Genomic DNA, 25,443 nt, shown 5'->3' on the forward strand with positions numbered 1-25,443 from the left:
AACGTGGCGGTGTCACGACGCCCCGCAGGCGCGCGCAACGGCCCATGAGCTGCCACACCTCCGCTCACCGGCCTTCAAAGACTCAGGCGCAACAAGAACGGGTGGGACCATGACCAGCGAGGCCACTGAAGCCATCGCACGTACGGGAGTTGTCAGCGGCCGGGTGACCCATGCGGACGGCGCCCCCGCCGTCGCGGTGACCGTGTCCGTGACCGCGAGGAAACTGCGCTCGGCGGCGCCGTTGGGGCAGGTCGCCACCGACGCGTCCGGCGCCTATCAGTTGGAGTTCGTCATCCCGGCCGGTACCACGGCCTTCGTGGTGGAGGCGGACGCGGAGGGGCAGGACCCGGTCCAGGTCGTACGCCCGGTCTCCGGCCCCCTGGAGGGCGTCGACTTGACGCTGGCCGAGGTCCAAGGGCCGAGCGACTACGCCCGACTCCTCGCCGAGGTCACCCCGCTGCTCGCCGGCACCGCCCTGACCGACCTGGTCCAGGACGACACCCACGACGACCTGACCAATCTCGCCGTGGCCACCGCCCGGCTCCCCCGGCAGATCGGCGATCTCGCCGCCGCGACCCGCCTCGCCCAGGTCACCGGCCGGAGTGCGGAGGCCTTCTACGGCCTGCTGTCACAGGATCTGCCCGCCGACATCCCGAGGCTGGCGCACCGGACCACCGAGCAGGTGTCCGCCGCGCTGGCCAAGGCGGCCGACGTGGGCACGATCGCCTCCGCCGAGGGCGCCGACGCGATCCTGAAGGCGGTCCGCGCGGTCGACCTCGGGCTCGCCCCCGACGGTACGGCCGTCCCGTCCGCCACCGCGTCCGCCAACGGCGCCTCGGCCGCACCGCGGTCCCCGCTGGCCGCCGTCTTCGGCGTTGCCGTGGCCGACCCCGCAGACCGCGAGCGGCTGTACAACACGTACCTGGACGAGGGCCGGTCGGCCCGGTCGGCCGCCTTCGTCGCGGACCGGGCCCACGACGACCGCCTCAGCCTGGCGCTGCACGTGGGCTCGCTCACCGACAACAACGCGCCGCTGGTGCGGAGCGTGCTCGCGCGGTTCGACAGCGATGAGCTGACCGAGCCCCGTGATCTGGTCAAACTGGACGGCGCCTGGGAGCAGTTGGTCACCGAGACCGGCGGCGCACCCAGGACCGCGCCGCGTGCCCGGGCTACCTCGCCCACGGCCGACCCCGCCACTGGCGCCACTGTCACGGCCACCGCTGCCGCCTCCGCCGACGACCTCTCCGCGTACGTCGAGAAGATCCGCACCCGGGTAGCGAAGGCGTACCCCACCCCGCACATCGCCTACAAGCTCGCCTCGGACCCCGAGCACGCCGAGGCACCCGCCACCGGATTCCTCGCCGCCAACCCGGACTTCGACCTGATCACCACCCCGGTGACGGCCAGTGCCGTGCCCGACCCCGCTGCGCGCGCCGAACTGGGCGCCATCCAGCGGACGTTCAAGGTGGCACAGACCTACGACGCGATGCAGGCGCTGCGGGCCAAGGGCTACACCTCGTCGTACGACATCGCCTCGATCGGTGCCGACAGCTTCGCCCGGAACGTCGAGGGCAGCCTCGACGCCGTCACCGCCAGGCAGGTGCACGGGCGCGCCACTCAGGTGCACGCCGCCGCCGTGAACCTGCTCGCGGAGATGCGGACGGCCACACAGGTGCCGGTGCCGTGGCTGCCGGGCACCGGCGCCGCGACCGCTGCCGATGGCACGGCCCCTGGTTCTGCCGAGACCTCTGCCGACGCCACCGCGAGCCTCGTCCAAGTCCCCGACTGGGAAGACCTGTTCGGCTCGGCCGACTACGCAGTCGTCGAGGAGTACCGCTCCGTCTACGGCCAAGGCGCCTACCTGGTGGACCTGTTGTACTACCTGCGCCGGCTCGGCCACGGCCGGATGCCGGTCCCGGACCAGCCGGACGACCCGAGCGTCCCGCGCAGCCCCACCGAGGACGGCTACCTCGCGCTCGCCCTCTACGCGCGCCGCCCCGACCTGTGGGACCTGGAGATCACCAAGGAGAACACCGAGCTCTCCGTCCCCTACATCGACCTGGTCAACGAGCTGCTGGAATCGGCCGTCGCGCCGGACACCGAGGTGCCGGCCGCCGAACGCCAGAGCAGCGGCAGCGGCGACGAGCTGCGCATCCAGCCGCAGTTCGTGAACGCGGCAGCGTACGACAAGCTGCGGGCGGCCGTCTTCCCCTGGGACCTGCCGTTCGACCTGTGGCGGGAGCAGACCGTCACCTTCCTCGACCACCTCGGGGTGAACCGCCGCACTCTGCTGGACACGCTGGGCACCGGCACGCTCGACGCCGACCGGAGCAGCGCGCTGCGCACCGCCGAGAACCTGGGCCTGTCCTTCAACGCCCGGCGGATCATCGCCGGCGAGGCGCTCACCCCGAGCCGCAGTCTCGCCGAGTTCTACGGTCGTCCCGTCACCACCAGCGACCTCGACCTGGCGACCCGGCTGTCCAACGTCCGCACCCTGCTGGACACCGCGGGCCTGGGCTACGGCGAGCTGACGGACCTGCTCGGCACCCGGTTCGTCAACCCCGGCCGGACGCTGACGATCCTGGCGGACGCGGAACTGCCGTACGACACCACGAAGATGACACTCCAGGGTCTGAGCACCGCCGCCCTGGACCGTCTGCACCGCTTCGTGCGACTGCTGCGCGCGGTCGGTGGCACCGCCGCCGAACTGGACCGGCTGATCCAGGCCGCGGACGGCTCCGGGCTCCTGGACGCGGCGGCCCTGCGCTCGATCGCGGCGGCCCGCACCCTCGCGGACCGGCTGAACATCCCTGTGGAGCAGGTGCTTTCGCTGGTCCGGCCGCTGGACACCTACGTCCACCCGGCCGCCGACGAGCAACTGCCGCTGTACGACCGGCTGTTCCTGGACGCCTCCGTGGTCAGCACGCCGCCCGGCCAGGCCAGCCCGTTCGCGCTGAACGCCGACCGCACGGAGCTCGCGGTCACCGGCAGCCTGGACTCCCCGGCGGTGTCGGCGGCGCTGCTGGCCGTACTCCAGGTCTCCGACGCCGAGTTGACCGCGATGGTCGGCGGCCCGGACGCGGCCGTCGCGGGCAAGACACTGAACCGCGCCAACCTGACGATCCTGCACGCCGTCGTCACGCTCGCCAGGGCCCTCGACCTGAGCATCCCCGACCTGCTCCGGCTGGCCAGGATCAGCCCCACCGGCGCCGCCTGGGCGGCGCTCGCCCCGACGACCGCGTCCTCCTTGACGCGCTCCTCGGAGCTCGGCAGCGGTCAGGTCATGTCGCTGCCGGCCGACTCCGCAGCCCCGCCACCGCACAACGAGCCGGCCGCCGGGGACCTGTCCGGTCCGGCCGGCGGGGGAACCGGCGACGGGCCCCCGATCATCCCAGGAGCGGCGGGCATCGCCCTGGAGACACTGCTGGCCTCGGTGACCGCCTTCCTGGACCTCATCGGTCCCGTGCTGGCGGCCGGCTTCACCGTGCCGGACATCGACGCGGTCCTGACCGCGACCTACCCGGCCACCGGCGGCCCGGTGCCCGACGACGCGGCGCTCGCCACCACCCTCACCGCACTGCGGGCCGCGCTCCAGACCGTCTTCCGGCAGACCGCCACCGACACCGACGACAAGGGCACCCTGACCGGCAAGCAGCTCTCCCTGCTCGGCTGGGACAGCGCCCTGGTGCAGGAGGCGGTCTCCACCCTGCTGGGCTCCACCGTGTACAGCACCCCGCTGGCCGCGCTGCCCACCGCGGTGTCGCTGCCGCTGACCCTCCCGGTCCGCTACCAGGGCGGCGACCAGCCCGGCGAGGGCCGGCTGCTGTTCACCGGCCCGATGGACGACACCCAGAAGCAGCAGTTGCTCGACCTGTCCGCGCCGACCGACACCGCGTACCGCACGGCCGTCGAAGCTCTCTACCAGGCTCCCCGGACCTTCGTGACCGGCCGGATGAAGTGCTTGCGCCCGCCCGTGTTCAGCGGCCCGTTGACCGTGCTGCCGCCCGGCTACCAGATCCCGGCGGCCCTGTCGGGCAAGGTGTTCTACGACGCCACCGCACGGGCGCTGCGCTCCCGCACGTACCTGACCGCCGCCGAGCTGACGTCGCTGTCCACCGCGCCCGGCGCCGACTCGCACGTGGCCGACGCGGTGACCGCCCTGGGCACGGCTCAGGAGGCACCGGCCCAGCCGGGCAACGCCTTCCTCACGGCGGACGACCTCACGCCGCTGTTCGCCCCGGGCGTCACCCCCGCCGACCGCTTCCACCTCGCGCTCGGCCGGCTCAACCCGTATCTGCGGCGCACCCTCAGCGTGACCGCTGTCGTCCAGCAGCTCGGCCAGGCCGCGGCCCTGGACCCGGCCGCCGCCCAGGAGTTGATCGCGGGCGCGCTGCTCAACCCGGCGGGGAAGCCGGTCGTCGAGGACTTCCTGCTGCCGGAGTTCGCCGGCAGCGACACGGCGGTGACCGTCGGCCGGGCCGCGTTCGGCACGCAGTTCGACCGGCTGGCCCGGATCCACCGGGTGGCGCTGGTGGTCAACCGGCTGCGGCTGACCTCGGACCAGATCGCCTTCGTCGTCGCCTTCGACTCCGCCGGCGGCTGGCTGGACATCAACGCACTGCCGTCCACCCGGGTACCGGTCGCGGCCGGCTTCCCGGCCCTGCGCGCCCTGACCGAACTGATCTCGGTCCGCGACGCGACTCCCGGCGGCATGCCCACCGTCCAGGCCGCGGTCGGCCGCGCGCTGACCACCGGCGCCGCCGTGGCGGACGTACTCGGCGTCTTCGGCTCGTACGCCGCCTGGGACACCGCCGACCTGGCGGCCGTCGCGGCGAGCCGCCAACTCACCGCCGCCGCCCAACTGGCCAGGCCCGCCGCCCTGCTGGCCCTCATCCGGGGCTACCGCCTGCTCGGCAGGCTCGGCGTCTCCGGCGCCCGCGCCACGCTGTGGCTCACCCCCGAGCCCACGCCGGAGGCCGGACAGGCGGCCTGGGGCGCGGCCAAGGCGCTGCACTCCAACGCCGACTGGCTGAAGGTGGCCGGGCCGCTCCAGGACCTCGTCCGCAACAGCCGGCGGGCGGCGCTGGTGTCGTATCTGATGGCGAATCCGTTGACCTATGTGCCGTCCAGCGGCGGCGAGTCGCTGGCGCCCGCGGCCGCCGCCCAGGATCCCGTGCCGCACTGGACCGACTCCGACGGTCTGCACGACTACTTCCTGATCGACGTCGAGATGAGCTCCGGACAGCTCACCACCCGGGTCGCCCAGGCCGTCTACACCGTCCAACTGTTCGTGCAGCGCCAGCTCATGCACCTGGAGAGCGTCTCGACCTACGGTGACGACGAGCTGTGGGCGCAGTGGGAGTGGATGAAGCAGTACCAGCTCTGGGCGGCCAACCAGAAGATCTTCCTGTACCCGGAGAACTACTTCGAGCCCGACCTGCGCGCGGACAAGTCACCGATCTTCAGAGACCTGGAGACCGAGCTGACGCAGAAGGACCTCACCGACGACAACGTCCAGGAAGCCCTGGCCAACTACCTCGACGGACTGGACGAGGTGGCCCGGTTGCAGCCCAGCGGGCTGTACAACGACAAGGCGCCGAACAGCGCCGTCGGCGACTACTCCGGCGAGACCGTGCATGTCCTTGCCCGCAGCGAGTCCGACCCCAAGGCGCACTACTACCGCACCTGGGTGAACCGGCTCTACTGGACGCCGTGGCAGAAGGTCAACCTGGACATCAACGGCGACTCGATGACCATGGGGATGTGGAACAAGCGGCTCTACCTGTTCTGGCCCACCTTCATCCCGGACGCGGACCCACAGGTCATCCATGCGCTGCCGGACGGCACCAACACGGCCAACGACGTGAAGCCGGCCCCGAAGCACTGGCGGATCCAGCTCAACTGGAGCGAGTACCGAAACGGCGCGTGGACGCCCAAGCGGATCTCCGGCGAGACCCTCGACACGAACATCGTGCTGCCCGACTCCTATGCCTCCTACACCGACGACCACGCCGTCGTCGCCTTCAGTTCCGAGAACACCCAGGCGTACATGTTCCGCCCGGACGTGGACTACTACAGTCACGAACCGGTGATCTGGGCGCACTACAACCGGAGCTTGAAGGTGAAGAGCTCGGCCCCCGGCGCCATCGCGTCGTTCAGTTGGGTCTGGGGCCGGTTCAGGCTCAGCAAGCGTCGTGGCACGCTCGTCACCGATCAGCTGGAATGGGCCATCGCCGAGGTGGGCCGGCGGAAGAGCGGAACCCCCGACGACCCGATCGGCATGATCTTCGGAGAGGGCCGATACGGGCTCACCAGTGCACCGCCCGGAGCCAACACCGTCAACAACGACTGGGTGGAGGACCAGAGCGGCAAACAGGTGCGCAACCAGTTGTACGCGCCGTACGAGAGCTTCTTCTACGACAGCGCCGATGCGTCGACCGCTCCGTCGACCTGGCTGCTCCTGGAGAAGACCCCGACCTCCCTGCCGTTCCGGGTGGTCCGGGACCACCAGACGATCATGCTCCCCACCGACTACCTGCTGATGTTCGCCGACAGCGAGCGGACCTACGTGATGCGGACGCGGGACATCGAGGACCCGGAGGCGCGGATCTGGCACTACGAGTTCATCCCCAACTACCACCCGCACGTCGAGCTTCTGAAGACGCGGCTCGACGGCCTCGGTCTCGACTCGATCTTCGACCGGGACCTTCAGCTCAACCCCGAGGCGCAGGGCGTCTATCAGTCCTTCGCCGATCGCTATGCACCCGGCGACCTCGTGCAACTTCCCTACCCCGAGGAGCCGTTCGCCTTCGAGTCCTCGGCGCCGTACGCGGGCTACAACTGGGAGCTGTTCTTCCACGCCCCGCTGTACCTGGCCGAACGGCTCTCCACCGACCAGCAGTTCAAGGCCGCGCAGACCTGGTTCCACCGGATCTTCGATCCCACGGACCGGCACGGCGGCGGGGCACCGGGCCGGTTCTGGCGGACCAAGCCGTTCTATCTGACCTCCACCGACCCGGACGATCCCAACGGCTACCAGCAGCAGCGCATCGAGGAGATCCTCAAGAGGGTGGCGGCCGGCGGATCGGTGGAGTCCGCCGAGGTCGACGCCTGGCTGGCGGACCCGTTCCAGCCGGACGTGGTGGCCCGGATGCGGACGACCGCGTACCAGAAAGCCGTGGTCATGAAGTACCTGGACAACCTGATCGCCTGGGGTGACCAGCTCTTCCGGCAGGACACGCTGGAGTCGGTCAACCAGGCGACCCAGTTGTACATCCTGGCGTCGGAGTTGCTCGGGCGCCGCCCGGACGAGGTGCCGCAGGTGCCGGCCGCCGAGCCGATGACGTACCGGAAGATGACCTCCTCGCCGCTGTCGGGGGGTGGGACGGCGGGCGTCGCGGCGGCTCCCGTGACCGACCCGGCCCACGTCGTCGCCGAGAGCCTTCAGCCGGCCGCCGTCTCCAGCGCCGCGCCCTCCCTCGCCCCCGGTCTCGGCATCCGGTGGCTCGACTACTTCGGCATCCCCCGCAACGAGAAGCTGCTGTCCTACTGGGACACCGTGGACGACCGGCTGTTCAAGATCCGCAACGGTCAGAACATCGACGGAGTGGTCCGCCAGACCGCGCTGTTCGGCGCCGTCATCGACCCGTCCATCCTGGTCAAGGCGACGTCCGCGGGCGTGGATCTGGCCACCGTGCTGGACGACATGAGCGCGCCGCTGCCGCACTACCGGTTCGGCCCGATGATCGCCAAGGCCAAGGAGTTCACGAACGAGGTCAAGTCCTTCGGCGCCGCACTCCTGTCCGCACTGGAGAAGCGGGACGGCGAGGAGCTGGCCCGGCTGCGCTCCACGCACGAACTGTCGCTGCTCAACGCTGCGTTGGACGTGAAGAAGAAGCAGAAGACAGAGGCCGAGGACTCCTACAAGGCGATCAAGGACTCCCAGGCCATCGCGCAGGACAAGGAGCGTTACTACAAGCTCAAGACGCAGAACCGGCTGAACGACAAGGAGGTCACGGCCAGCGACCTCAACAAGTCGGCGGTGACCTACCAGACGGTCGCGGCGGGTGTGCACACCGCGTCGGCGGGTCTGTCGGTGTTCCCCGAGATCAAGATCGGCTCGCCGATGACGGTGGGCGCCAGCTTCGGCGGCTCCAACCTCAGCGCCTCGCTGTCCGGCATGGCCAACAGCATCCAGGCGTTCCTGGCGGCCGACACCATGAAGGCCCAGCAGTCCGCGACCCTCGGCGGCTACGACCACCGGTGGGACGACTGGGACTTCCAGCGGCACCAGGCGGTACTGGAGGTCTCCCAGTACGACACCCAACTGACCGCGGCCCAGGTGCGCAAGGACATCGCGCAGAACGAACTGGACAACCAGAAGCTCCAGATCACCAACGCCCAGTCCGACGGCGCCTTCCTCTACTCCAAGTACACCAACCAGGAGCTCTACGACTGGATGGTCGGCCGGCTGTCGACCGTCTACTTCCAGGCCTACCAGCTCGCCTACGACGTGGCCAAGCGCGCCGAACGCGCCTACCGCCACGAACTGGGCCTGGGTGACTCGAACTTCATCCAGTTCGGCTACTGGGACAGCCTGCACAAGGGGCTGTTGTCGGGGGAGCGGCTGGCCGCCGACCTGAACCGGCTGGACGCCGCCTACTACGAAGGCAACGCCCGGGAGTTCGAGCTGTCGAAGCGGATCTCACTGGCGCAGTTCGACCCCGAGGCGCTGCTCGGTCTGAAGGAGACCGGACGGGCGTACATCTCGCTGCCCGAGGCGCTGTTCGACCTGGACACCCCCGGCCACTACATGCGGCGCATCAAGTCGGTCAGCATCACGGTCCCCAGCGTGTCGGGCCCGTACAGCGGAGTGAACCTGACCGCGACGCTGCTCAGCAGCACGGTCCGGGTGGAGTCCCGGCTCAACAACGGCAAGTACGCCCGCAGCGCGTCCGACACCCGGTTCCGCGACTTCACCGGGCCGATCGAGTCGATCGTGACCAGCACCGGACAGGAGGACTCCGGCCTGTTCGAGACGAACCTGCGCGACGAGCGGTTCCTGCCGTTCGAGGGCGCGGGCGCGATCGGCGAATGGCAGCTGTCGCTGCCGGACGAGTTCCGGCAGTTCGACTACGAGACGATCAGTGATGTGGTGCTGCACGTGCGCTACACCGCCCGCGACGGCGGCAACACGCTGGGCACGGCGGCGGTGAGCGAACTGCGGTCGGCCGTCAACGGCTGGCTGCACGCGGGCGGTGGCAAGGGCCTGCACCGCACGTTCAGCGCGCGCCGAGAGTTCCCCGACCAGTGGAGCCGCTTCCTGGCCACCGCGCCGGGCACCCCTGCGGCGCTCACGTTCACCATCTCGCGGACCCGCTTTCCGTACCTCTTCCGCGACGAGACGATCAAGCTCGCCTCGCCGGAGCTGGTACTGGTGCTGTCGGCCGACCTCGTGGCCGACAACAGCAAGCGGTACGTGTCCGCCTACCCCGGTGGCGGCCGGCTGACCGTCACCCTCACGGGCCCGGGCGGCACCCCGCACGCGGACGGCACTCTCGTGGCCGATCCCGGGCTCGGCGGACAGCCGCACGCCGGCTTCGACAACATCGCCGGGAAGGTGACGGAGACCGGCCAGGACTGGGTGATCACCATTCCGGCGGCTCAAATCGCCGCGCTCGCACCCGAGTTGCTCAAGGACGGCCGGCTGAACCCGGACGCGGTGGCGGACATGCTGCTCGTCTGGAACTACTCCGTGGAGAAGGTGAACGAGGCGTGACGACCTCTTCTACGGCGCCGGGTACTACGCCGGTTGGGACGCCGGGGGTGGCAGTACCCGGTGTCGGGCCCGCGGTCGGCGGCCGACGGCCGGCTCGTAGCGCCGTGGCTCCCACGGGAGACTCGGCTGGTGCTCGGTCGGCGGTGGCCGCAACCGCAACACCAGCCGCAGCCGCAGCCGCAGCCGCAGCCGTCGCCACCGGCACCTGGTCCGCGACCACCCCCGCGCCCTTCGCCGGATTCTGGGCGCAGGCCGACGGCGCCGCCGTGCAACTGCTCGACGGCCGGGTGCTGATCGCGGGCGGCGAGGACGGCGGCCGCCACCCGTTCGCCGACGCGGCGTTGTTCGAGCCCGTCGGTGGTGCCTGGTCGCGTACCGGCTCCCTGTGGACCGCGCGCCGGCTGCACACCTCGACCCGGCTGGCCGACGGACGGGTGCTGGTGGTCGGCGGCATCGGCATCGCGCCCGCCTTCCCCGCCCAGGGGCTGGTCTCCGCCGAGATCTACGATCCGGCGACCGGTCGGTGGACCAGGACCGGCGACCTGCGTCAGGGGCGCTTCTCGCACTCCGCGACGCTGCTCAAGGACGGCCGGGTGCTGGTCGCGGGCGGCTGCGCGGCACGCTCGGCGCAGTCCAACGGGTCTTTGCGCTCAGCCGAGTTGTACGACCCGGGCACCGGTCAGTGGACGACGACCACGCCGCTCACCGACGCGCGCTTCGGCCACCCGGCGGTCCGCCTGTCGGACACCGGCGGCCGCGTGCTGGTGGTCGGCGGCGTGCTGACGATCGGGCAGGGCCGGCACGCGGCTCTCGGCTACTGCGAGGCGTACGACCCGGTCACCGCGAAGTGGACGCCGACCGCCAGTCTTGCCAACCAGCGCAAGAGCCACCAGGCCACGCTGCTGGGCGACGGCACGGTGCTGGTCACCGGCGGGGACATGCGGGGCTTTGTGCCGGACAGCTGGACCTACGACCCCTACAGCCAGTGGACGAACGAACGCTACGACCCGGTCAGGGACACCTGGACGACGGAGACCGCGACCCTGGCGTGGGGGCGCAGCCACCACCGCGCGGTCCTGCTGGCCAAGGCCAGGACCGTCCTGATCGTCGGCGGCACCGACGACTCGTCCTTCGACGTCGGCTACCAGAACGCCGAGATCTTCGACCCGGTGGCCCGCGCCGCCTCCGCCGTCATCCCCACCGTCGAGGGCCGCTGGGCCCCGGCGGCGGTCGCCCTCGCGGACGGCCGCGCCCTCGTCCTCGGCGGCATCACCCTGTCGGGCGCGGCGGCGCCGGTGATCGGCGAGAACGTCATCACGGCGACGGCGGAGATCTTCACGCCGACGGGGTGGGCGCCGCCCACCTCATCGACCGTCACGGCCTCATCGACCGTCACGGCCTCATCGACCGCCACGGTCTCGGCGACCGTCGCCACGCCGGGAGCCCCGTCATGAGCCGGCCGGCACTGCTCACGGGCGGCGGGGAACCGCTCGCCGCCTCCGCCGCGCCGGCCGGGACCTGGTCACCCGCGGGGACGCTGCCGACCGGGATGCGCTGGTACGGGCAGGACGAGGGGCCCCAACTGCTCAAGGACGGACGGGTGTTGGTGGCCGGCGGGACGAACGTCGACTTCGCCTCGGTGGCCGACACGGCGCTGTACGACGCGGCGGCCGGCACCTGGTCGGCCGCCGGCCCGCTCGCCACCGCCCGCCGGATGCACAGCCTCACCGCGCTGCTCGACGGGCGCGCGCTGGCCGTGGGCGGCGTCACCGGAGGCCAGTCGTTCCCGGGCCCCGGGCTGGCCTCGGCGGAGCTGTTCGACCCGGAGTCCGGCACCTGGTCGCCGGCCGGACCGATGACGTACCCGCGGACCGGCCACAGCGCGACGCTGCTGCTCGACGGCCGCGTCCTGGTGACCGGCGGCCAGCACGTGCGCTCCGCCCGCTCCGAGCTGACCCTCACCACGGCAGAGCTGTTCGACCCGGAGACCGGCACCTGGACCACCACCGGCGCGATGAACGACGCGCGCTGGCATCACCAGGCCGTGCTGCTCGGGGACGGCCGCGTCCTGGCCATCGGCGGGCTGGCCGACATCGGCTACGCGAACACCACGGCGCTCGCGCTGTGCGAGGTGTACGACCCGGTGGCCGGTACCTGGTCACCGGCCGCGACGACGAGCGCGCCGCGCTTCGCCCACCAGGCGGTACGGCTGCTCGACGGCAGCGTGCTCACGGTCGGCGGCGGCTCCGCCCGGCTGGCCGACGACGGCACCTTCGACCCGTACAGCATGGCCTCCGCCGAGCGCTACGACCCCGGCGCCGACCGGTGGAGCGCCGAGCCCGGCATGCCCTGGGGCCGCAGTTACCACCGGGGTGTGCTGCTGCGCTCCGGCGACTACCTCGTCATCGCGGGCGCCGACGACGCCAACCTGGACGTCGGCTTCCGGAACGCGGTGCGCTACGACCCCGTCACTCGGCGGTGGACCCCCACCGGCGGGATGGTCAGCGGCCGTTACGCGTTCGGTGCGACCGCGCTCGCGGACGGCCGGGCGATCGCGGTCGGCGGGACCAGCCGGATGGGGTACTCCTGCGCTGTCCTCGGCCACGACGAGTACGTGCCGACCGCGGAGGTCTACACGCCATGACGGTGTCTCTCACCGAAGCCGCCAACGCCGTCCAGGGCCCCGGCAGTTGGGCCTCCGTCGGCGAACTGCCCTGGGCCCGCAGCCACTTCGGGGCCGACGGCGGCGGCGCCGTGCTGCTGGCGGACGGCCGGGTGCTGGTCGTCGGCGGTGCCGACGGCGCTCTCACCGCCACCGCGGAAGCCGCCGTCCTCGACCCCGCGGCCATGACCTGGACGGCCACCGGACCCCTGGCCACCGGCCGCCGGATCCACACGGCGACGCGGCTCAAGGACGGCCGGGTGCTGGTGGCCGGCGGCCAGCAGGGGGCGGTCGCCGATCCCCTCCGTCCGCTGGCCTCGGCGGAGATCTACCACCCGGCGTCCGGGACCTGGTCGGCGACCGGGGCGATGGCCCAGGGCCGGTTCGGTCACTCGGCCTCGCTGCTGCCGGACGGCCGCGTGCTGGTGGCCGGCGGCCACGGTCTGCGCACCCCGTCCGCCAACACGCCTTTGTATACAGCGGAGTTGTACGACCCGGACAGCGGCACCTGGTCCCCGGCGGCGCCCATGAACGACGCCCGCTTCCGCCACCCGGCGATCACCCTGCCCGACGGCCGGGTGCTGGTCGTCGGCGGCCTGGTGACGTTCCGTCCCGGCTACGGCGTCGGCCTCGCGTTCTGCGAGATCTACGATCCCGACACCCACACCTGGTCCCCGGCCGGCACCATGGCCACCCCCCGGCACAGCCACCAGGCCACCCTGCTGTCCGACGGCACGGTCCTGGCCACCGGCGGCGGCGACCCGGGCGCGGGGGCCGACAGCGGTTACGTCGACCCGTACAGCCGGGCCCTCACCGAGCGCTATCTCCCGGCGACCGACACCTGGATCCCGGACACCCCCATGCCCACCGGGCGCACCCAGCACTGCGCCTTCCCCCTCGCCGGCGGCCGTCTCCTGGTCGCGGGCGGCACCAACGACGTCACCCTCGACACCGGCTACCGGAACGCCGTCGTCTACGACCCCCTGACCCGCGCCTGGACACCCGCGGCCCCCATGGCCCTGCCACGCTGGCAGAGCGCCTTCACCTCGCTGTCCGACGGTCGCGCCCTCGTGGTGGGCGGTGCCGTCCGCAACGGCTACGCCGCCGCGCGGCTGGGCGACGACGTCCTCACCGCGACCGCGGAGGTCTTCACCCCGCCGCCCTGAGCGGCAGACGCCCCTCCGGGACGGCCTACCCTTGTCGTATGACCACCAGCAGCGACCGGAGCCCGGCAGTGGATGTTCAGCAGTCGAAGACGTACGAAGTGCGCACCTACGGGTGCCAGATGAACGTCCACGACTCCGAGCGATTGTCCGGGCTACTGGAGGACGCCGGTTACGTCCGCGCCCCCGAGGGGTCGGACGGGGACGCCGACGTGGTCGTCTTCAACACCTGCGCCGTGCGCGAGAACGCCGACAACCGCCTCTACGGCAACCTCGGCCGGCTCGCGCCGCGCAAGGTCTCGCGGCCCGGGATGCAGATCGCGGTCGGCGGCTGCCTCGCGCAGAAGGACCGCGACACCATCGTGAAGCGGGCGCCCTGGGTGGACGTCGTCTTCGGCACGCACAACATCGGCAAGCTGCCGGTCCTGCTGGAACGCGCGCGCGTGCAGGAGGAGGCGCAGGTCGAGATCGCCGAGTCGCTTGAGGCGTTCCCCTCGACGCTGCCGACCCGGCGCGAGAGCGCGTACGCGGCGTGGGTGTCGATCTCCGTCGGCTGCAACAACACGTGCACGTTCTGCATCGTCCCGGCCCTGCGCGGCAAGGAGAAGGACCGCCGCACCGGCGACATCCTCGCCGAGATCGAGGCCTTGGTCGACGAGGGCGTCTCCGAGATCACGCTGCTCGGCCAGAACGTCAACGCGTACGGCTCCGACATCGGCGACCGCGAGGCCTTCAGCAAGCTGCTGCGGGCCTGCGGGAAGATCGACGGCCTGGAGCGCGTCCGCTTCACGTCCCCGCATCCCCGCGACTTCACCGACGACGTCATCGCCGCGATGGCCGAGACGCCGAACGTGATGCCGCAGCTGCACATGCCGATGCAGTCCGGTTCGGACACGGTCCTCAAGGCGATGCGCCGCTCGTACCGCCAGGAGCGCTACCTGGGGATCATCGAGAAGGTCCGCGCCTCGATCCCGCACGCGGCGATCACGACCGACATCATCGTGGGCTTCCCCGGCGAGACCGAGGAGGACTTCGAGCAGACGCTGCACGCGGTGCGCGAAGCCCGCTTCGCCCAGGCCTTCACCTTCCAGTACTCCAAGCGGCCCGGCACGCCCGCGGCCACCATGGAGGGGCAGATCCCCAAGGAGGTCGTCCAGGCGCGCTACGAGCGTCTCGTCGCCCTCCAGGAGGAGATCTCCTGGGACGAGAACAAGAAGCAGGTCGGCCGCACCCTGGAGCTGATGGTCGCCGAGGGCGAGGGCCGCAAGGACGGCGCCACCCACCGCCTCTCCGGCCGCGCCCCCGACAACCGCCTCGTCCACTTCACCAAGCCGGACGTCGACGTCCGCCCCGGCGACGTGGTCACGGTCGAGATCACCTACGCCGCCCCGCACCATCTCCTCGCCGAGGGCCCCACCCTCGACGTGCGCCGCACGCGCGCGGGCGACGCATGGGAGAAGCGCAACGCCGCGGAGGCCGCGAAGCCGGTGGGCGTGATGCTGGGCCTGCCGAAGATCGGCGCACCGGAGCCGCTGCCGGTGGCCACGGGGAGCGGCTGCGGCTGCGACTGACCTCACGGTCATCGACTTGATGGTCACCGACGTCATACCTCACCGACGTGCTCATCGAGGACTGACGCCCGCCAGCCCCGCAGGGCTACGCTGGCGATCATGCTTGTAGCCGCCGCAGTCTGTCCCTGCCCGCCGCTCCTGGTGCCCGAGGTCGCCGCCGGTGCCGCTGCCGAGCTGGACGTCGCGCGTGCCGCGTGCACGGACGCGCTCGGGGTGCTGGCCGCCGCCCGGCCCGACCGGCTCGTGGTCCTCGGGCCCGCCGAGCAGAGCGGGCGCGGGCCGCATCCCGAGGGCACGCCGGGTTCCTTCCGGGGATTCGGCGTCGACGTGGACGTACGGCTGGGCGGTCGGGGGTCGGACGCCCCGCCCGAAGGGCAGCTGCCGCCCTCGCTGGCCGTCGCCGCGTGGCTGCTGGAGCGGACCGGGTGGTCCGATGCCCCGATCGAGGGACTCGGCGTGGGGGAACCTCTCGCCGCCGAGCGGTGTATCCAAGTCGGAAGGGACATCGCGACCCGGGCCGAGCGGGTGGCACTGCTGGTGATGGGCGACGCCAGCGCGTGCCGCACGCTCAAGGCGCCCGGCTACTTCGACGAACGGGCGGCGCCGTTCGACGCGGAGGTCGCACGGGCGCTGGGCACGGCGGACGTGGCGGCCGTGAAGGCACTGGACAGCGAGCTGGCGTATGAGTTGAAGGCCTCGGGCCGAGCCCCTTGGCAGGTCCTCGCGGGCGCAGCCGAGAACGCGGACCTCACCGGCACACTGCTGTACGAGGACGCGCCGTACGGGGTGGGGTACGTGGTCGCGACCTGGTCTTGAGGCGGGTCGTCGACGCGGGCCTCGCGGATCCTGAGGCGGGTCCAGGGGCGGGCTGTCCGGGAGCCGGCCACGGCGGTCCCGGGCACGGTAGCTCCGAGACGGCAGCTCCGAGACGGAGGGCGGGCCTAGGGGCGGGCTGTCCGGGAGCAGGCCACGGCGGTCCCGGGCACGGCAGTTCCGGACACGGCGGACGGCCGGGAGGCCTTGGGCTCCGCGGCCGTCCGTCGATGTGTCGTGTCGGTCAGGTGGTCGGCGGGGGCGGAGTGTCCGGCGGCGGTGTCGGGCCGCCGCTCGGGGGCGTGCCCGTCGGGTCGTCCTTGTGGGCGAGCCGGTCCACGGCGCCCTTGGCCTTGCCCGTCCCCGTCTGGATCCGGTCGCTGTACTTGCCCTTGGTCTTCTCGTCGACGACCTTCGCGGCCTTGTCGATACCGGTCGAGATCTTGCCCCCGTGCTGCTGCGCGAGGCCCGAGACCTTGTCCTTGGCCGGAGAGAGCTTGGCCTTCAAATTGTCCAGGAGACCCATGGTCCACCTTCCGTGTGTCCCGGCCCCCGTGCGCCTGGCGGATACCCCGTCGGCGCACGCGTATGCCGGGCGGCTACGTGCGGGCGCCCTCGCCGGCCTCGCTGTCGGCCGTCGCCTCGGCGGACTGCTGCTTGGGGATCTCGACGCCCTCGCCGGAGCCGGCCTCGGAGTCCGCCGTCCCGGCCGGGGTCTCCGCCTGCGCCGCCGTCGGCTCGACCTCGGCCGCACCCGCGTCCTCGGACCTGACCTCGGACGCCTCGGCCGACCCCTTCGCCGCTGCCGCCTGCTCCGCCGCCGACTCCGAGCACGCCGTCAGCGCGCCGTCCTGAGCCTCGGCGGTCGACGCCTCCTCCGTGGCCTTCGACCTCCGGAGAAGTCGTGCGAAAACACCCATATCCACTCCATACGTTACTCGTGCGGGCGAAATCCCGCGTCGTCCGGTGCGCCCGTTCGCGTCACCCGCCCCGCCGCCTCCTGCGAACCGGCGGCGAGGACCTCGACCGGGCAACGACCCCGTCCCGTCACCGTCACGTAACTCGTTCGAGGAGTGCTCGCCGGGTTTGCGAGACTGGTCCGGTGAGCACCGCACCCCCCGCCCCCCGAGTCATCGCCGTCGTCGGACCCACCGCGGCGGGAAAGTCCGATCTGGGCGTCTTCCTCGCCCGGCAGCTCGGGGGCGAGGTCGTCAACGCCGACTCCATGCAGCTCTACCGGGGGATGGACATCGGCACCGCCAAGCTGACGCCCGACGAACGTGACGGAGTGCCGCATCACCTCCTGGACATCTGGGACGTCACCGTCACGGCCTCCGTCGCCGAGTACCAGCGGCTCGCCCGCGAGCGGATCGACGCCCTGCTCGCCGAGGGCCGCTGGCCGATCCTCGTCGGCGGCTCGGGCCTGTACGTCCGCGGAGCCGTCGACAACCTGGAGTTCCCCGGCACCGACCCGGAGGTCAGGGCCCGCCTGGAGGAGGAGCTCACCCTGCGCGGCTCGGGTGCGCTGCACGCCCGCCTCGCCGCCGCCGACCCCGAGGCCGCGCACGCGATCCTGCCCAGCAACGGCCGCCGTATCGTCCGCGCGCTCGAAGTGATCGAGATCACCGGCCGGCCCTTCACCGCCAACCTCCCCGGCCACGACTCGGTCTACGACACCGTCCAGATCGGCGTCGACGTGGCCCGCCCCGAACTCGACGAGCGCATCGCCCGCCGCGTCGACCGGATGTGGGACGCGGGGCTCGTGACGGAGGTGCGCGCGCTGGAGGCGCAGGGCCTGCGCGAGGGGCGTACGGCCTCGCGCGCGCTGGGCTACCAGCAGGTCCTGGCCGCGCTCGCGGGCGAGTGCACCCTCGACGAGGCGCGCACCGAGACCGTCCGTGCCACCAAGCGCTTCGCGCGCCGTCAGGATTCGTGGTTCAGGCGCGATCCACGGGTGCACTGGTTGAGTGGGGCCGCGGCGGATCTCACAGAACTTCCGCACCTCGCACTGGCGTTGGTCGAACGACCGGTCACAGCCTGATCACGTCATGGCATCGGGACGCTCCGGCCGTCATCGCGGCCTCCGGTGCCGTGCCATCATCGAGCTTCGATCGACCTAGTTCCTAAGTTGGGAGGGCGCGTGGCGATGGAGGCCGGCCCTCGCGACACCGCACACGGCACCGAGCCCCTGACCGCTGAGAGCAGTGGGCCGGAGCTGGAACTGGACGAGGACCGTCTGAGCCCCGACGGGCCCGACGACACCCAGGGCGGAGTGACCGCGGACGGTCCCGAGCCCGAGGAGATGTTCGCGAGCGGCCCCGAGGTCGAGGTCGAACTGCGCCCGCAGCGCCGACTGCGCATCTGGCAGCTCGCCCCCATCGTCGCCCTGGCCGCGGTCGGCTCCCTGATGTTCGCCTTCCCGCTCGCCTTCGACTTCGGCGACAGCGGCGCGGTGATCGCCATGCTGGGCCTGCTGATCTGCTCCTGTGCGGCCGGCTGGGGCATGATGGCCGCCCGCCGCGTCGGCTACACCGGACCGGGCCTCCCGCAGCGCGGCTCCGGCTCCCGGCCGGACTGGCGGGTCGTGCTGGCGTACGTGGTGGTCGTGGCCGCGGTGGTCGTGCTGGCGGTCTGGCGCGTGGCGCGGCTGCGCTGAGTTTTCAGGGGCGAGCGGAACCGCGCGCCCGGCCACGAAGGCGCCGCACGCGCCCACGGGCCGACACCACCCCATCACTTACGATCGGGACATGAGCACCCGCGCGCGGATCCCCTTCCTCAAGGGCCACGGCACCGAGAACGACTTCGTCATCGTCCCGGACCCCGAGAACAGCCTCGACCTGCCGCCGACGACCGTCGCCGCCCTGTGCGACCGCCGTGCGGGCATCGGCGGTGACGGACTGCTGCACGTGGTCAGGTCCGCCGCGCACCCCGAGGCGCGGGAGATGGCTGCCGAGGCGGAGTGGTTCATGGACTACCGCAACGGCGACGGCTCGATCGCGGAGATGTGCGGCAACGGCGTTCGGGTCTTCGCGCGCTACCTCCAGCGCGCCGGACACATCGGCGAGGGCGACCTGGTCGTGGCCACGCGCGGGGGTGTGAAGGCCGTGCACCTTGCCAAGAACGGTGACATCACCGTCGGCATGGGTAGGGCGCGGCTGCCCGAAGGAGACGTCACGGTGAGCGTCGGCGAGCGCAGCTGGCCCGCGCGGAACGTGAACATGGGCAACCCGCACGCGGTGGCCTTCGTCGACGACCTCGCGCACGCGGGCGACCTGTACTCGCCGCCGCCGGTCGGCCCGGCCGCCGCCTACCCGGACGGGGTCAACGTGGAGTTCGTCGTCGACCGCGGCCCTGGGCACGTGGCGCTGCGCGTGCACGAGCGCGGGGCCGGCGAGACCCGTTCGTGCGGCACGGGCGCGTGCGCGGTCGCCGTGGCCGCCGCGCGCAGGGACGGCGCCGATCCCGCCGTCACCGGCGCCCCGGCGACGTACACCGTCGATGTGCCCGGCGGGACGCTGGTGATCACCGAGCGGGCCGACGGCGAGATCGAGATGACCGGCCCCGCGGTGATCGTCGCCGAAGGCGAGATCGACGCCGAGTGGCTGGAAAAGGCCGCCAGTTGAGCGGTGTGGTGGCTTGGTATCCGAGGCGTCCACGCGTGCGTGGTGCATGAGCCGGCGCCGGTTGAGCGGTCGTGGGTTCGAAACCACGGGCGACCGCTTTCCTTGTGGCGCGAAACCGTAAACCTACAAACCTTCGCTCGAATGGGTGATCCGTTTCACGCTCGACGAGAGGCGGTCAGTCGCACGTGGTGGGCTCGGTAGCATCAAGCACCGGCCCGGACGGGGGAGTGTCGCCGCCCCCAGCGCCGTGTCCGCCCTGGGGCACCCCGTCCGCCGGTCCACGCAGCCGGAGGTGCCCATGAGTGCGGAGGCCACGAACCCCGCGACCCCAGGTCCGATGACCGGGTCCGCGGCTCGCTGGCGGGCGCGGATCGATCTGCGCCGACTGGGCCGGGCGGCCCTGCTCGGCCCCACGGCCCGTGACCGGCTGCCCGACGCCATCGGCCATGTCGCCGAGGCCCACCGCGCCCACCACCCCGACGCCGCCCTCGAACCCCTGCGCCGCGCCTATGTGTTGGCCGAGTCCTCGCACCGCGGCCAGATGCGCAAGAGCGGCGAGCCGTACATCACGCACCCCCTCGCCGTGACCCTGATCCTGGCCGAACTCGGCGCCGAGACAACGACCTTGACGGCCTCTCTGCTCCACGACACCGTCGAGGACACCGACGTGACGCTGGACCAGGTCGGCGAGGAGTTCGGCGCCGAGGTCCGCTATCTCGTCGACGGCGTCACGAAGTTGGAGAAGGTCGACTACGGCGCCGCCGCCGAGCCCGAGACCTTCCGCAAGATGCTCGTCGCCGCCGGCAGCGACGTACGCGTGCTGTCGATCAAACTCGCCGACCGGCTGCACAACATGCGCACCCTCGGCGTCATGCGCCCCGAGAAGCAGGCGCGCATCGCCAAGGTCACCCGCGACGTCCTCATCCCGCTCGCCGAACGGCTCGGAGTCCAGGCGCTCAAGACCGAGCTGGAGGACCTGGTCTTCCAGATCATCCATCCCGAGGAGTACGAGCACACACGGGAGTTGATCGTCGACAACGCCTCCCGCGCGGACGATCCGCTGGCGGAGATGGCCGAGGAGATGCGCGTGGTGCTGCGCGACGCCGACATCCCGGCCGAAGTCCTCATCCGGCCACGGCACTTCGTCTCCGTCCACCGCGTCGCCCGCAAACGCGGCGAGCTGCGCGGCGCCGACTTCGGGCGGCTGCTCGTGCTCGTGAACGAGGACGCGGACTGTTACGCCGTCCTGGGCGAGCTGCACACCTGTATGACGCCCGTCGTCTCGGAGTTCAAGGACTTCATCGCGGTACCGAAGTTCAACCTGTACCAGTCGCTGCACACCGCGGTGGCCCGCGGGGACGGTCAGGTCGTCGAAGTCCTCATCCGCACCCCCCAGATGCACAAGGTCGCCGAGGCCGGCGTCGTCGCGCTCGGCAATCCGTACGCGCCCGCGCCCGAGGACCCCGCCGACGGCGAGCGCGTCGACCCCACCCGGCCCGGCTGGCTCTCCCGCCTGCTCGACTGGCAGGAGGCGGCGCCCGACCCCGACACCTTCTGGTCGACCCTGCGCGAGGACCTCGCCCAGGACCGCGAGATCACCGTCTACCGCCCCGACGGTGGCACCCTGGGCCTGCCCGACGGCGCCACCTGCGTCGACGCCGCGTACGCGCAGTACGGCGAGGACGCGCACGCGTGCATCGGCGCCCGCGTCAACGGCCGCCTCGCGACGCTCAGCACGGCCCTGCGCGACGGAGACACCGTCCAGCTCCTAATGGGGCAGGACCCCGCCTCCGAGCCCTCCAGGGAGTGGCTGGAGCACGCGCACACGCCCGCCGCCCGCATCGCCATCCAGCGCTGGATCACCACCCACCCCTCGCAGGACGCCGCCGAGGAGGCCGAGGGCCCGGCCGTCACGCAGCGGCCCACCGCCGAGGCGCCGACCACCCGCCCCGCCACCGACCACGTCACCGTCGACCAGCCCGGCGCCACCGTGCGCCTGGCCGGCTGCTGCACGCCCGTACCGCCCGACGAGGTGACCGGCTTCGCCGTGCGCGGGGGCGTGGTGACCGTGCACCGCGTGGAGTGCGCCGGGGTGGCGCGGATGAAGACCGCGGGGCGCCCGGAGGTCGGCGTGCGCTGGGGCGACACCGCCGAGTGCCGGGTCACCCTGGTCGCCGAATCGTTCGTCCGACCCCACCTGCTGGCCGACCTCACCGAGGCCATGGCCCTCGAAGGCGCGGAGATCGTCTCGGCGACGGTCGAACCGCCGACGCAGCAGCAGGTGCGCCACACGTACACCGTCCAACTCCCGGACGCGGCCCACCTTCCCGCCCTGATGCGGGCCATGCGGAACGTGCCCGGGGTGTACGACGTGAGCAGGGCGCACACGGCGGGGCTGTGAGCGCGGGCTGGAAGAGCCAGGTGTGCGGGCGGGGCTCTGACGGCGGGCTCGCCTTCGTAGCAGCGGACCTTCGGCCTGCTGGCCCGCACCCCGCGAGGGGCGTGCGCGGTAGCTGACGCGCCGGGGTGTCACGCCATGCACCCCCGCCCGACCTACCCGTTCGGGTGGGCCGAACGCGCGCCGTCGCCGCAGCGCACGCGCGCGCTGGTAGGCCGTGGGGCATGCTGCTCACCCCCCGCGTCCGGGCGGCCCGCCCCCAGGCCGCCGCCCCGCACACCGCAGGCCCTCGCACGAGGAGCCCCCGCCGCCTCAGGGCGACCGCGCTGCTCGCCTCCGCCGTCTCCGTCTGCCTCCTCGCCGCGAGCGCCCCGGCGGCCCCGCTGGGCGTCGGCGACCGCCTCTTCCCGTACCTCGGCAACCCCGGGTACGACGTGGCGTCGTACGACCTCTCCTTCGTCTATCCGGGCTCCAACAGCAAGCCCCTCCAGGCGGTCACCACGATCGACGCCTGGACGACGACCAACCTGGACCGGCTCAACCTCGACTTCGCGCACGGCAAGGTCGAGTCGGTCGAGGTCGACGGCGAGCCGGCGTCGTACACCAAGGCCGGTGACGACCTCGTGGTCACGCCGCGGGAGCCGCTGACCGAGGGGAGCTGGACGCGGATCACCGTGCGGCACACCAGCGACCCGGTGCCCGCCGACGGGCAGGACGGCGGCTGGGTGCGCACCAAGGACGGGCTCGCGATGGCCAACCAGGCCGATGCCGCGCACCTGGTGTTCCCGTGCAACGACCACCCCTCCGACAAGGCGATGTTCACCATCAGGGTCACCGCCCCGAACGGCTACACGGCCGTCGCCAACGGCCTCCCCGCGGGCGTGGACCGCGTCGGCAGGGCGACCACCTGGACGTACCGCACCCAGCACCCCATGGCCACCGAGCTCGCCCAGGTCTCCATCGGCCGTTCCAGCGTGGTGCACCGCGACGGGCCCAACGGGCTGCCGGTGCGCGATGTCGTGCCCACCAAGGACCGCAAGGCGCTCGAACCGTGGCTCGCCAAGACGCCCGACCAGATCTCCTGGATGGAGAGCAAGGTCGGCCCGTACCCCTTCGAGACGTACGGCGTGCTCATGGCGGACGCGACCACTGGCTTCGAGTTGGAAACTCAAACCCTCTCCCTCTTTGAGAAGGACCTCTTCACCGAGCCCGCCTACCCGAAGTGGTACGTCGAGTCGATCATGGTGCACGAGCTGTCCCACCAGTGGTTCGGCGACAGCGTCAGCCCGCGCGCGTGGTCCGATCTGTGGCTCAACGAAGGACACGCCACCTGGTACGAGGCCCTGTACGCGCAGGAGAAGGGGGGCCGCTCGATGGAGGCGCGGATGAAGGCCGCGTACGGCGCCTCGGACCGCTGGCGCGCCGCCGGAGGACCGCCCGCGCGGCCCAAGGCGCCCGCCCCCGGCCAGAAGATCAGCATCTTCCGCCCGAACGTCTACGACGGCGCCGCGCTCGCCCTGTACGCCCTGCGCGAGGAGATCGGCCGCTCCGACTTCGAGCGCCTGGAACGCACCTGGGTCGAACTCCACCGCGACGGCACCGCGACGACCGCCGACTTCGAACAGCTCGCCGCCGAGATCTCCGGACACGACCTGGACGACTTCTTCAAGGGCTGGCTGTACGGCGAGAAGACCCCGCCGATGCCCGGTCACCCGGACTGGAAGGCCGTCGACCCGGGCACGAAGGCCGGGAAATAGGCGGCCGAGGCCTGAAAGGAAGGCGCTGGGACCGGGAAATAAGTCGGTGACGAGACGGGGCGTCCCGTGCGACCATCGTTCGGTCGGCGCGGGACGGGACACGGGAATCTCCCGGGGTACTCGGACGTTGAGATTGATGAGCGCCGTATCGCACTCCCTATCTACGTAAGGATCCAATGACCTCCTCTTCTTCCCCTTCCCAGGACGCCAAGCGCTTCGCGCACGACAACCCCGACGGTCTTCGGGCCAATGCCCTGATGGAAGAGGACGTCGCCTGGAGCCACGAGATCGACGGAGACCGGGACGGCGAGCAGTTCGACCGCTCCGAGCGCGCGGCCCTGCGCCGCGTGGTCGGCCTCTCCACCGAGCTCGAGGACGTCACCGAGGTCGAGTACCGCCAGCTCCGGCTGGAGCGGGTCGTCCTGGTCGGCGTCTGGACCACGGGAACCGCACAGGACGCGGAGAACTCCCTCGCGGAGCTCGCCGCCCTCGCGGAGACCGCCGGCGCACTCGTGCTCGACGGCGTCGTCCAGCGTCGCGACAAGCCCGACGCGGCCACCTACATCGGCTCCGGCAAGGCGACCGAGCTCAGGGACATCGTCCTGGAGACCGGCGCCGACACCGTGATCTGTGACGGTGAGCTCAGCCCGGGCCAGCTCATCCATCTCGAAGACGTCGTCAAGGTCAAGGTCATCGACCGTACGGCCCTGATCCTCGACATCTTCGCCCAGCACGCCAAGTCCCGAGAGGGCAAGGCCCAGGTCGCGCTCGCGCAGATGCAGTACATGCTGCCGAGGCTGCGCGGCTGGGGTCAGTCGCTGTCCCGCCAGATGGGCGGCGGCTCGGGCGGCGGCCTCGCCACCCGTGGTCCCGGTGAGACCAAGATCGAGACGGACCGGCGACGGATCCGCGAGAAGATGGCGAAGATGCGCCGGGAGATCGCGGAGATGAAGACCGGCCGCGACATCAAGCGCCAGGAGCGCAAGCGCCACCGGGTGCCGTCGGTCGCCATCGCGGGCTACACCAACGCCGGCAAGTCGTCCCTGCTCAACCGCCTCACGGGCGCGGGCGTCCTGGTCGAGAACTCCCTGTTCGCGACCCTGGACCCGACCGTCCGCAGGGCGGAGACCCCGAGCGGCCGGCTGTACACGCTGGCCGACACCGTCGGATTCGTCCGGCACCTGCCGCACCACCTGGTCGAGGCGTTCCGCTCCACCATGGAGGAGGTCGGCGAGTCCGACCTGATCCTGCACGTGGTGGACGGCTCGCACCCGAACCCGGAGGAGCAGCTGGCCGCCGTGCGCGAGGTGGTCAGGGACGTCGGCGCCACCAAGGTGCCCGAGATCGTCGTGATCAACAAGGCGGACGCGGCCGACCCGTTGACGCTGCAGCGGCTGATGCGGATCGAGAAGCGCTCCATCGCGGTCTCGGCCCGTACCGGCCAGGGCATCGCGGAGCTGCTCGCGCTCATCGACAACGAGCTGCCGAGGCCGTCCGTCGAGATCGAGGCGCTCGTGCCGTACACCCACGGCAAGCTCGTCGCCCGCGCGCACGACGAGGGCGAGGTGATCTCCGAGGAGCACACCCCGGAGGGCACCCTGCTCAAGGTGCGCGTGCACGAGGAACTGGCGGCGGAACTCACGCCGTACGTTCCGGCGCCGCTGGTCTGAGCGTCGTA

Annotated in this window: 14 protein-coding genes; 12 read left to right on the forward strand and 2 right to left on the reverse strand. The window is 71.8% G+C overall.

The annotated features are described in order from the left end of the window. Positions 1-109: 109 nt before the first annotated feature. From ACWDR3_RS12310 to ACWDR3_RS12335, 6 genes are all read left to right on the forward strand, one after another. Complete coding sequence (locus ACWDR3_RS12310) at positions 110-9,778, forward strand: Tc toxin subunit A-related protein (RefSeq protein ID WP_450352412.1); 9,669 nt, start codon at positions 110-112, stop codon at positions 9,776-9,778. Positions 9,779-9,921: 143 nt separating this feature from the next. After that, positions 9,922-11,232: a Kelch repeat-containing protein gene (locus ACWDR3_RS12315; RefSeq protein ID WP_450352413.1), complete on the forward strand. Its 1,311-nt coding sequence runs from the start codon at positions 9,922-9,924 to the stop codon at positions 11,230-11,232. Next, the gene (locus ACWDR3_RS12320) at positions 11,229-12,422 is read left to right on the forward strand and encodes a Kelch repeat-containing protein (RefSeq protein ID WP_450352414.1); all 1,194 of its coding nucleotides are present in this window, start codon (positions 11,229-11,231) and stop codon (positions 12,420-12,422) included. The genes ACWDR3_RS12315 and ACWDR3_RS12320 overlap by 4 nt, the downstream gene beginning before the upstream one ends. Then, on the forward strand, positions 12,419-13,606 hold the full coding sequence (locus ACWDR3_RS12325) for a kelch repeat-containing protein (RefSeq protein ID WP_450352415.1): 1,188 nt from the start codon (positions 12,419-12,421) through the stop codon (positions 13,604-13,606). The genes ACWDR3_RS12320 and ACWDR3_RS12325 overlap by 4 nt, the downstream gene beginning before the upstream one ends. A 38-nt stretch (positions 13,607-13,644) precedes the next feature. Continuing rightward, the gene (miaB, locus tag ACWDR3_RS12330; RefSeq protein WP_450352416.1) at positions 13,645-15,174 is read left to right on the forward strand and encodes a tRNA (N6-isopentenyl adenosine(37)-C2)-methylthiotransferase MiaB; all 1,530 of its coding nucleotides are present in this window, start codon (positions 13,645-13,647) and stop codon (positions 15,172-15,174) included. A 99-nt stretch (positions 15,175-15,273) separates the two neighbouring features. Further along, positions 15,274-15,990, forward strand: coding sequence for a class III extradiol dioxygenase subunit B-like domain-containing protein (locus ACWDR3_RS12335; RefSeq protein ID WP_450352417.1), 717 nt, complete (start codon positions 15,274-15,276; stop codon positions 15,988-15,990). A gap of 241 nt (positions 15,991-16,231) precedes the next feature. Here ACWDR3_RS12335 and ACWDR3_RS12340 read toward each other — a convergent pair whose 3' ends face one another. Both ACWDR3_RS12340 and ACWDR3_RS12345 read right to left on the reverse strand, forming a co-directional pair. Then, the gene (locus ACWDR3_RS12340; protein WP_450352418.1) at positions 16,232-16,513 is read right to left on the reverse strand and encodes an antitoxin; all 282 of its coding nucleotides are present in this window, start codon (positions 16,511-16,513) and stop codon (positions 16,232-16,234) included. A 73-nt stretch (positions 16,514-16,586) separates the two neighbouring features. Continuing rightward, positions 16,587-16,907 carry a hypothetical protein gene (locus ACWDR3_RS12345; RefSeq protein WP_450352419.1) on the reverse strand — a complete coding sequence of 107 codons (321 nt, stop codon included), beginning with the start codon at positions 16,905-16,907 and terminating at the stop codon, positions 16,587-16,589. Positions 16,908-17,089: 182 nt separating this feature from the next. Between ACWDR3_RS12345 and miaA the strand changes: the two genes are divergently transcribed. The 6 genes from miaA to hflX all read left to right on the forward strand — a co-directional run bounded on the left by miaA (position 17,090) and on the right by hflX (position 25,435). Further along, positions 17,090-18,028 (forward strand): tRNA (adenosine(37)-N6)-dimethylallyltransferase MiaA, encoded by a 939-nt coding sequence (gene miaA, locus ACWDR3_RS12350; protein WP_450352420.1) that lies wholly within the window; start codon positions 17,090-17,092, stop codon positions 18,026-18,028. Positions 18,029-18,133: 105 nt separating this feature from the next. After that, the gene (locus ACWDR3_RS12355; RefSeq protein WP_450352432.1) at positions 18,134-18,643 is read left to right on the forward strand and encodes a hypothetical protein; all 510 of its coding nucleotides are present in this window, start codon (positions 18,134-18,136) and stop codon (positions 18,641-18,643) included. 91 nt (positions 18,644-18,734) lie between these two features. Continuing rightward, positions 18,735-19,610, forward strand: a complete 876-nt coding sequence (gene dapF, locus ACWDR3_RS12360) for a diaminopimelate epimerase (protein WP_450352421.1) — start codon at positions 18,735-18,737, stop codon at positions 19,608-19,610. Between the two features lie 298 nt (positions 19,611-19,908). Further along, positions 19,909-22,011 (forward strand): RelA/SpoT family protein, encoded by a 2,103-nt coding sequence (locus tag ACWDR3_RS12365; RefSeq protein ID WP_450352422.1) that lies wholly within the window; start codon positions 19,909-19,911, stop codon positions 22,009-22,011. Between the two features lie 221 nt (positions 22,012-22,232). Next, positions 22,233-23,765: a M1 family metallopeptidase gene (locus ACWDR3_RS12370; RefSeq protein WP_450352423.1), complete on the forward strand. Its 1,533-nt coding sequence runs from the start codon at positions 22,233-22,235 to the stop codon at positions 23,763-23,765. A gap of 176 nt (positions 23,766-23,941) precedes the next feature. Continuing rightward, positions 23,942-25,435 carry a GTPase HflX gene (hflX, locus tag ACWDR3_RS12375; RefSeq protein ID WP_450352424.1) on the forward strand — a complete coding sequence of 498 codons (1,494 nt, stop codon included), beginning with the start codon at positions 23,942-23,944 and terminating at the stop codon, positions 25,433-25,435. Positions 25,436-25,443: the final 8 nt, after the last annotated feature.

The sequence above is a fragment of the Streptomyces sp. NPDC001002 genome, from assembly GCF_053599215.1.

Excerpts from the sequence above, each read along its gene's own strand:
- dapF (WP_450352421.1), top strand. The coding sequence starts at position 18,735 with ATGAGCACCCGCGCGCGGATCCCCTTCCTCAAGGGCCACGGCACCGAG.
- ACWDR3_RS12340 (WP_450352418.1), bottom strand. The coding sequence starts at position 16,513 with ATGGGTCTCCTGGACAATTTGAAGGCCAAGCTCTCTCCGGCCAAGGAC.
- hflX (WP_450352424.1), top strand. The coding sequence starts at position 23,942 with ATGACCTCCTCTTCTTCCCCTTCCCAGGACGCCAAGCGCTTCGCGCAC.
- ACWDR3_RS12320 (WP_450352414.1), top strand. The coding sequence starts at position 11,229 with ATGAGCCGGCCGGCACTGCTCACGGGCGGCGGGGAACCGCTCGCCGCC.
- ACWDR3_RS12365 (WP_450352422.1), top strand. The coding sequence starts at position 19,909 with ATGAGTGCGGAGGCCACGAACCCCGCGACCCCAGGTCCGATGACCGGG.
- ACWDR3_RS12355 (WP_450352432.1), top strand. The coding sequence starts at position 18,134 with ATGGAGGCCGGCCCTCGCGACACCGCACACGGCACCGAGCCCCTGACC.
- ACWDR3_RS12335 (WP_450352417.1), top strand. The coding sequence starts at position 15,274 with ATGCTTGTAGCCGCCGCAGTCTGTCCCTGCCCGCCGCTCCTGGTGCCC.
- miaB (WP_450352416.1), top strand. The coding sequence starts at position 13,645 with ATGACCACCAGCAGCGACCGGAGCCCGGCAGTGGATGTTCAGCAGTCG.
- ACWDR3_RS12325 (WP_450352415.1), top strand. The coding sequence starts at position 12,419 with ATGACGGTGTCTCTCACCGAAGCCGCCAACGCCGTCCAGGGCCCCGGC.
- ACWDR3_RS12345 (WP_450352419.1), bottom strand. The coding sequence starts at position 16,907 with ATGGGTGTTTTCGCACGACTTCTCCGGAGGTCGAAGGCCACGGAGGAG.
- ACWDR3_RS12310 (WP_450352412.1), top strand. The coding sequence starts at position 110 with ATGACCAGCGAGGCCACTGAAGCCATCGCACGTACGGGAGTTGTCAGC.
- ACWDR3_RS12370 (WP_450352423.1), top strand. The coding sequence starts at position 22,233 with ATGCTGCTCACCCCCCGCGTCCGGGCGGCCCGCCCCCAGGCCGCCGCC.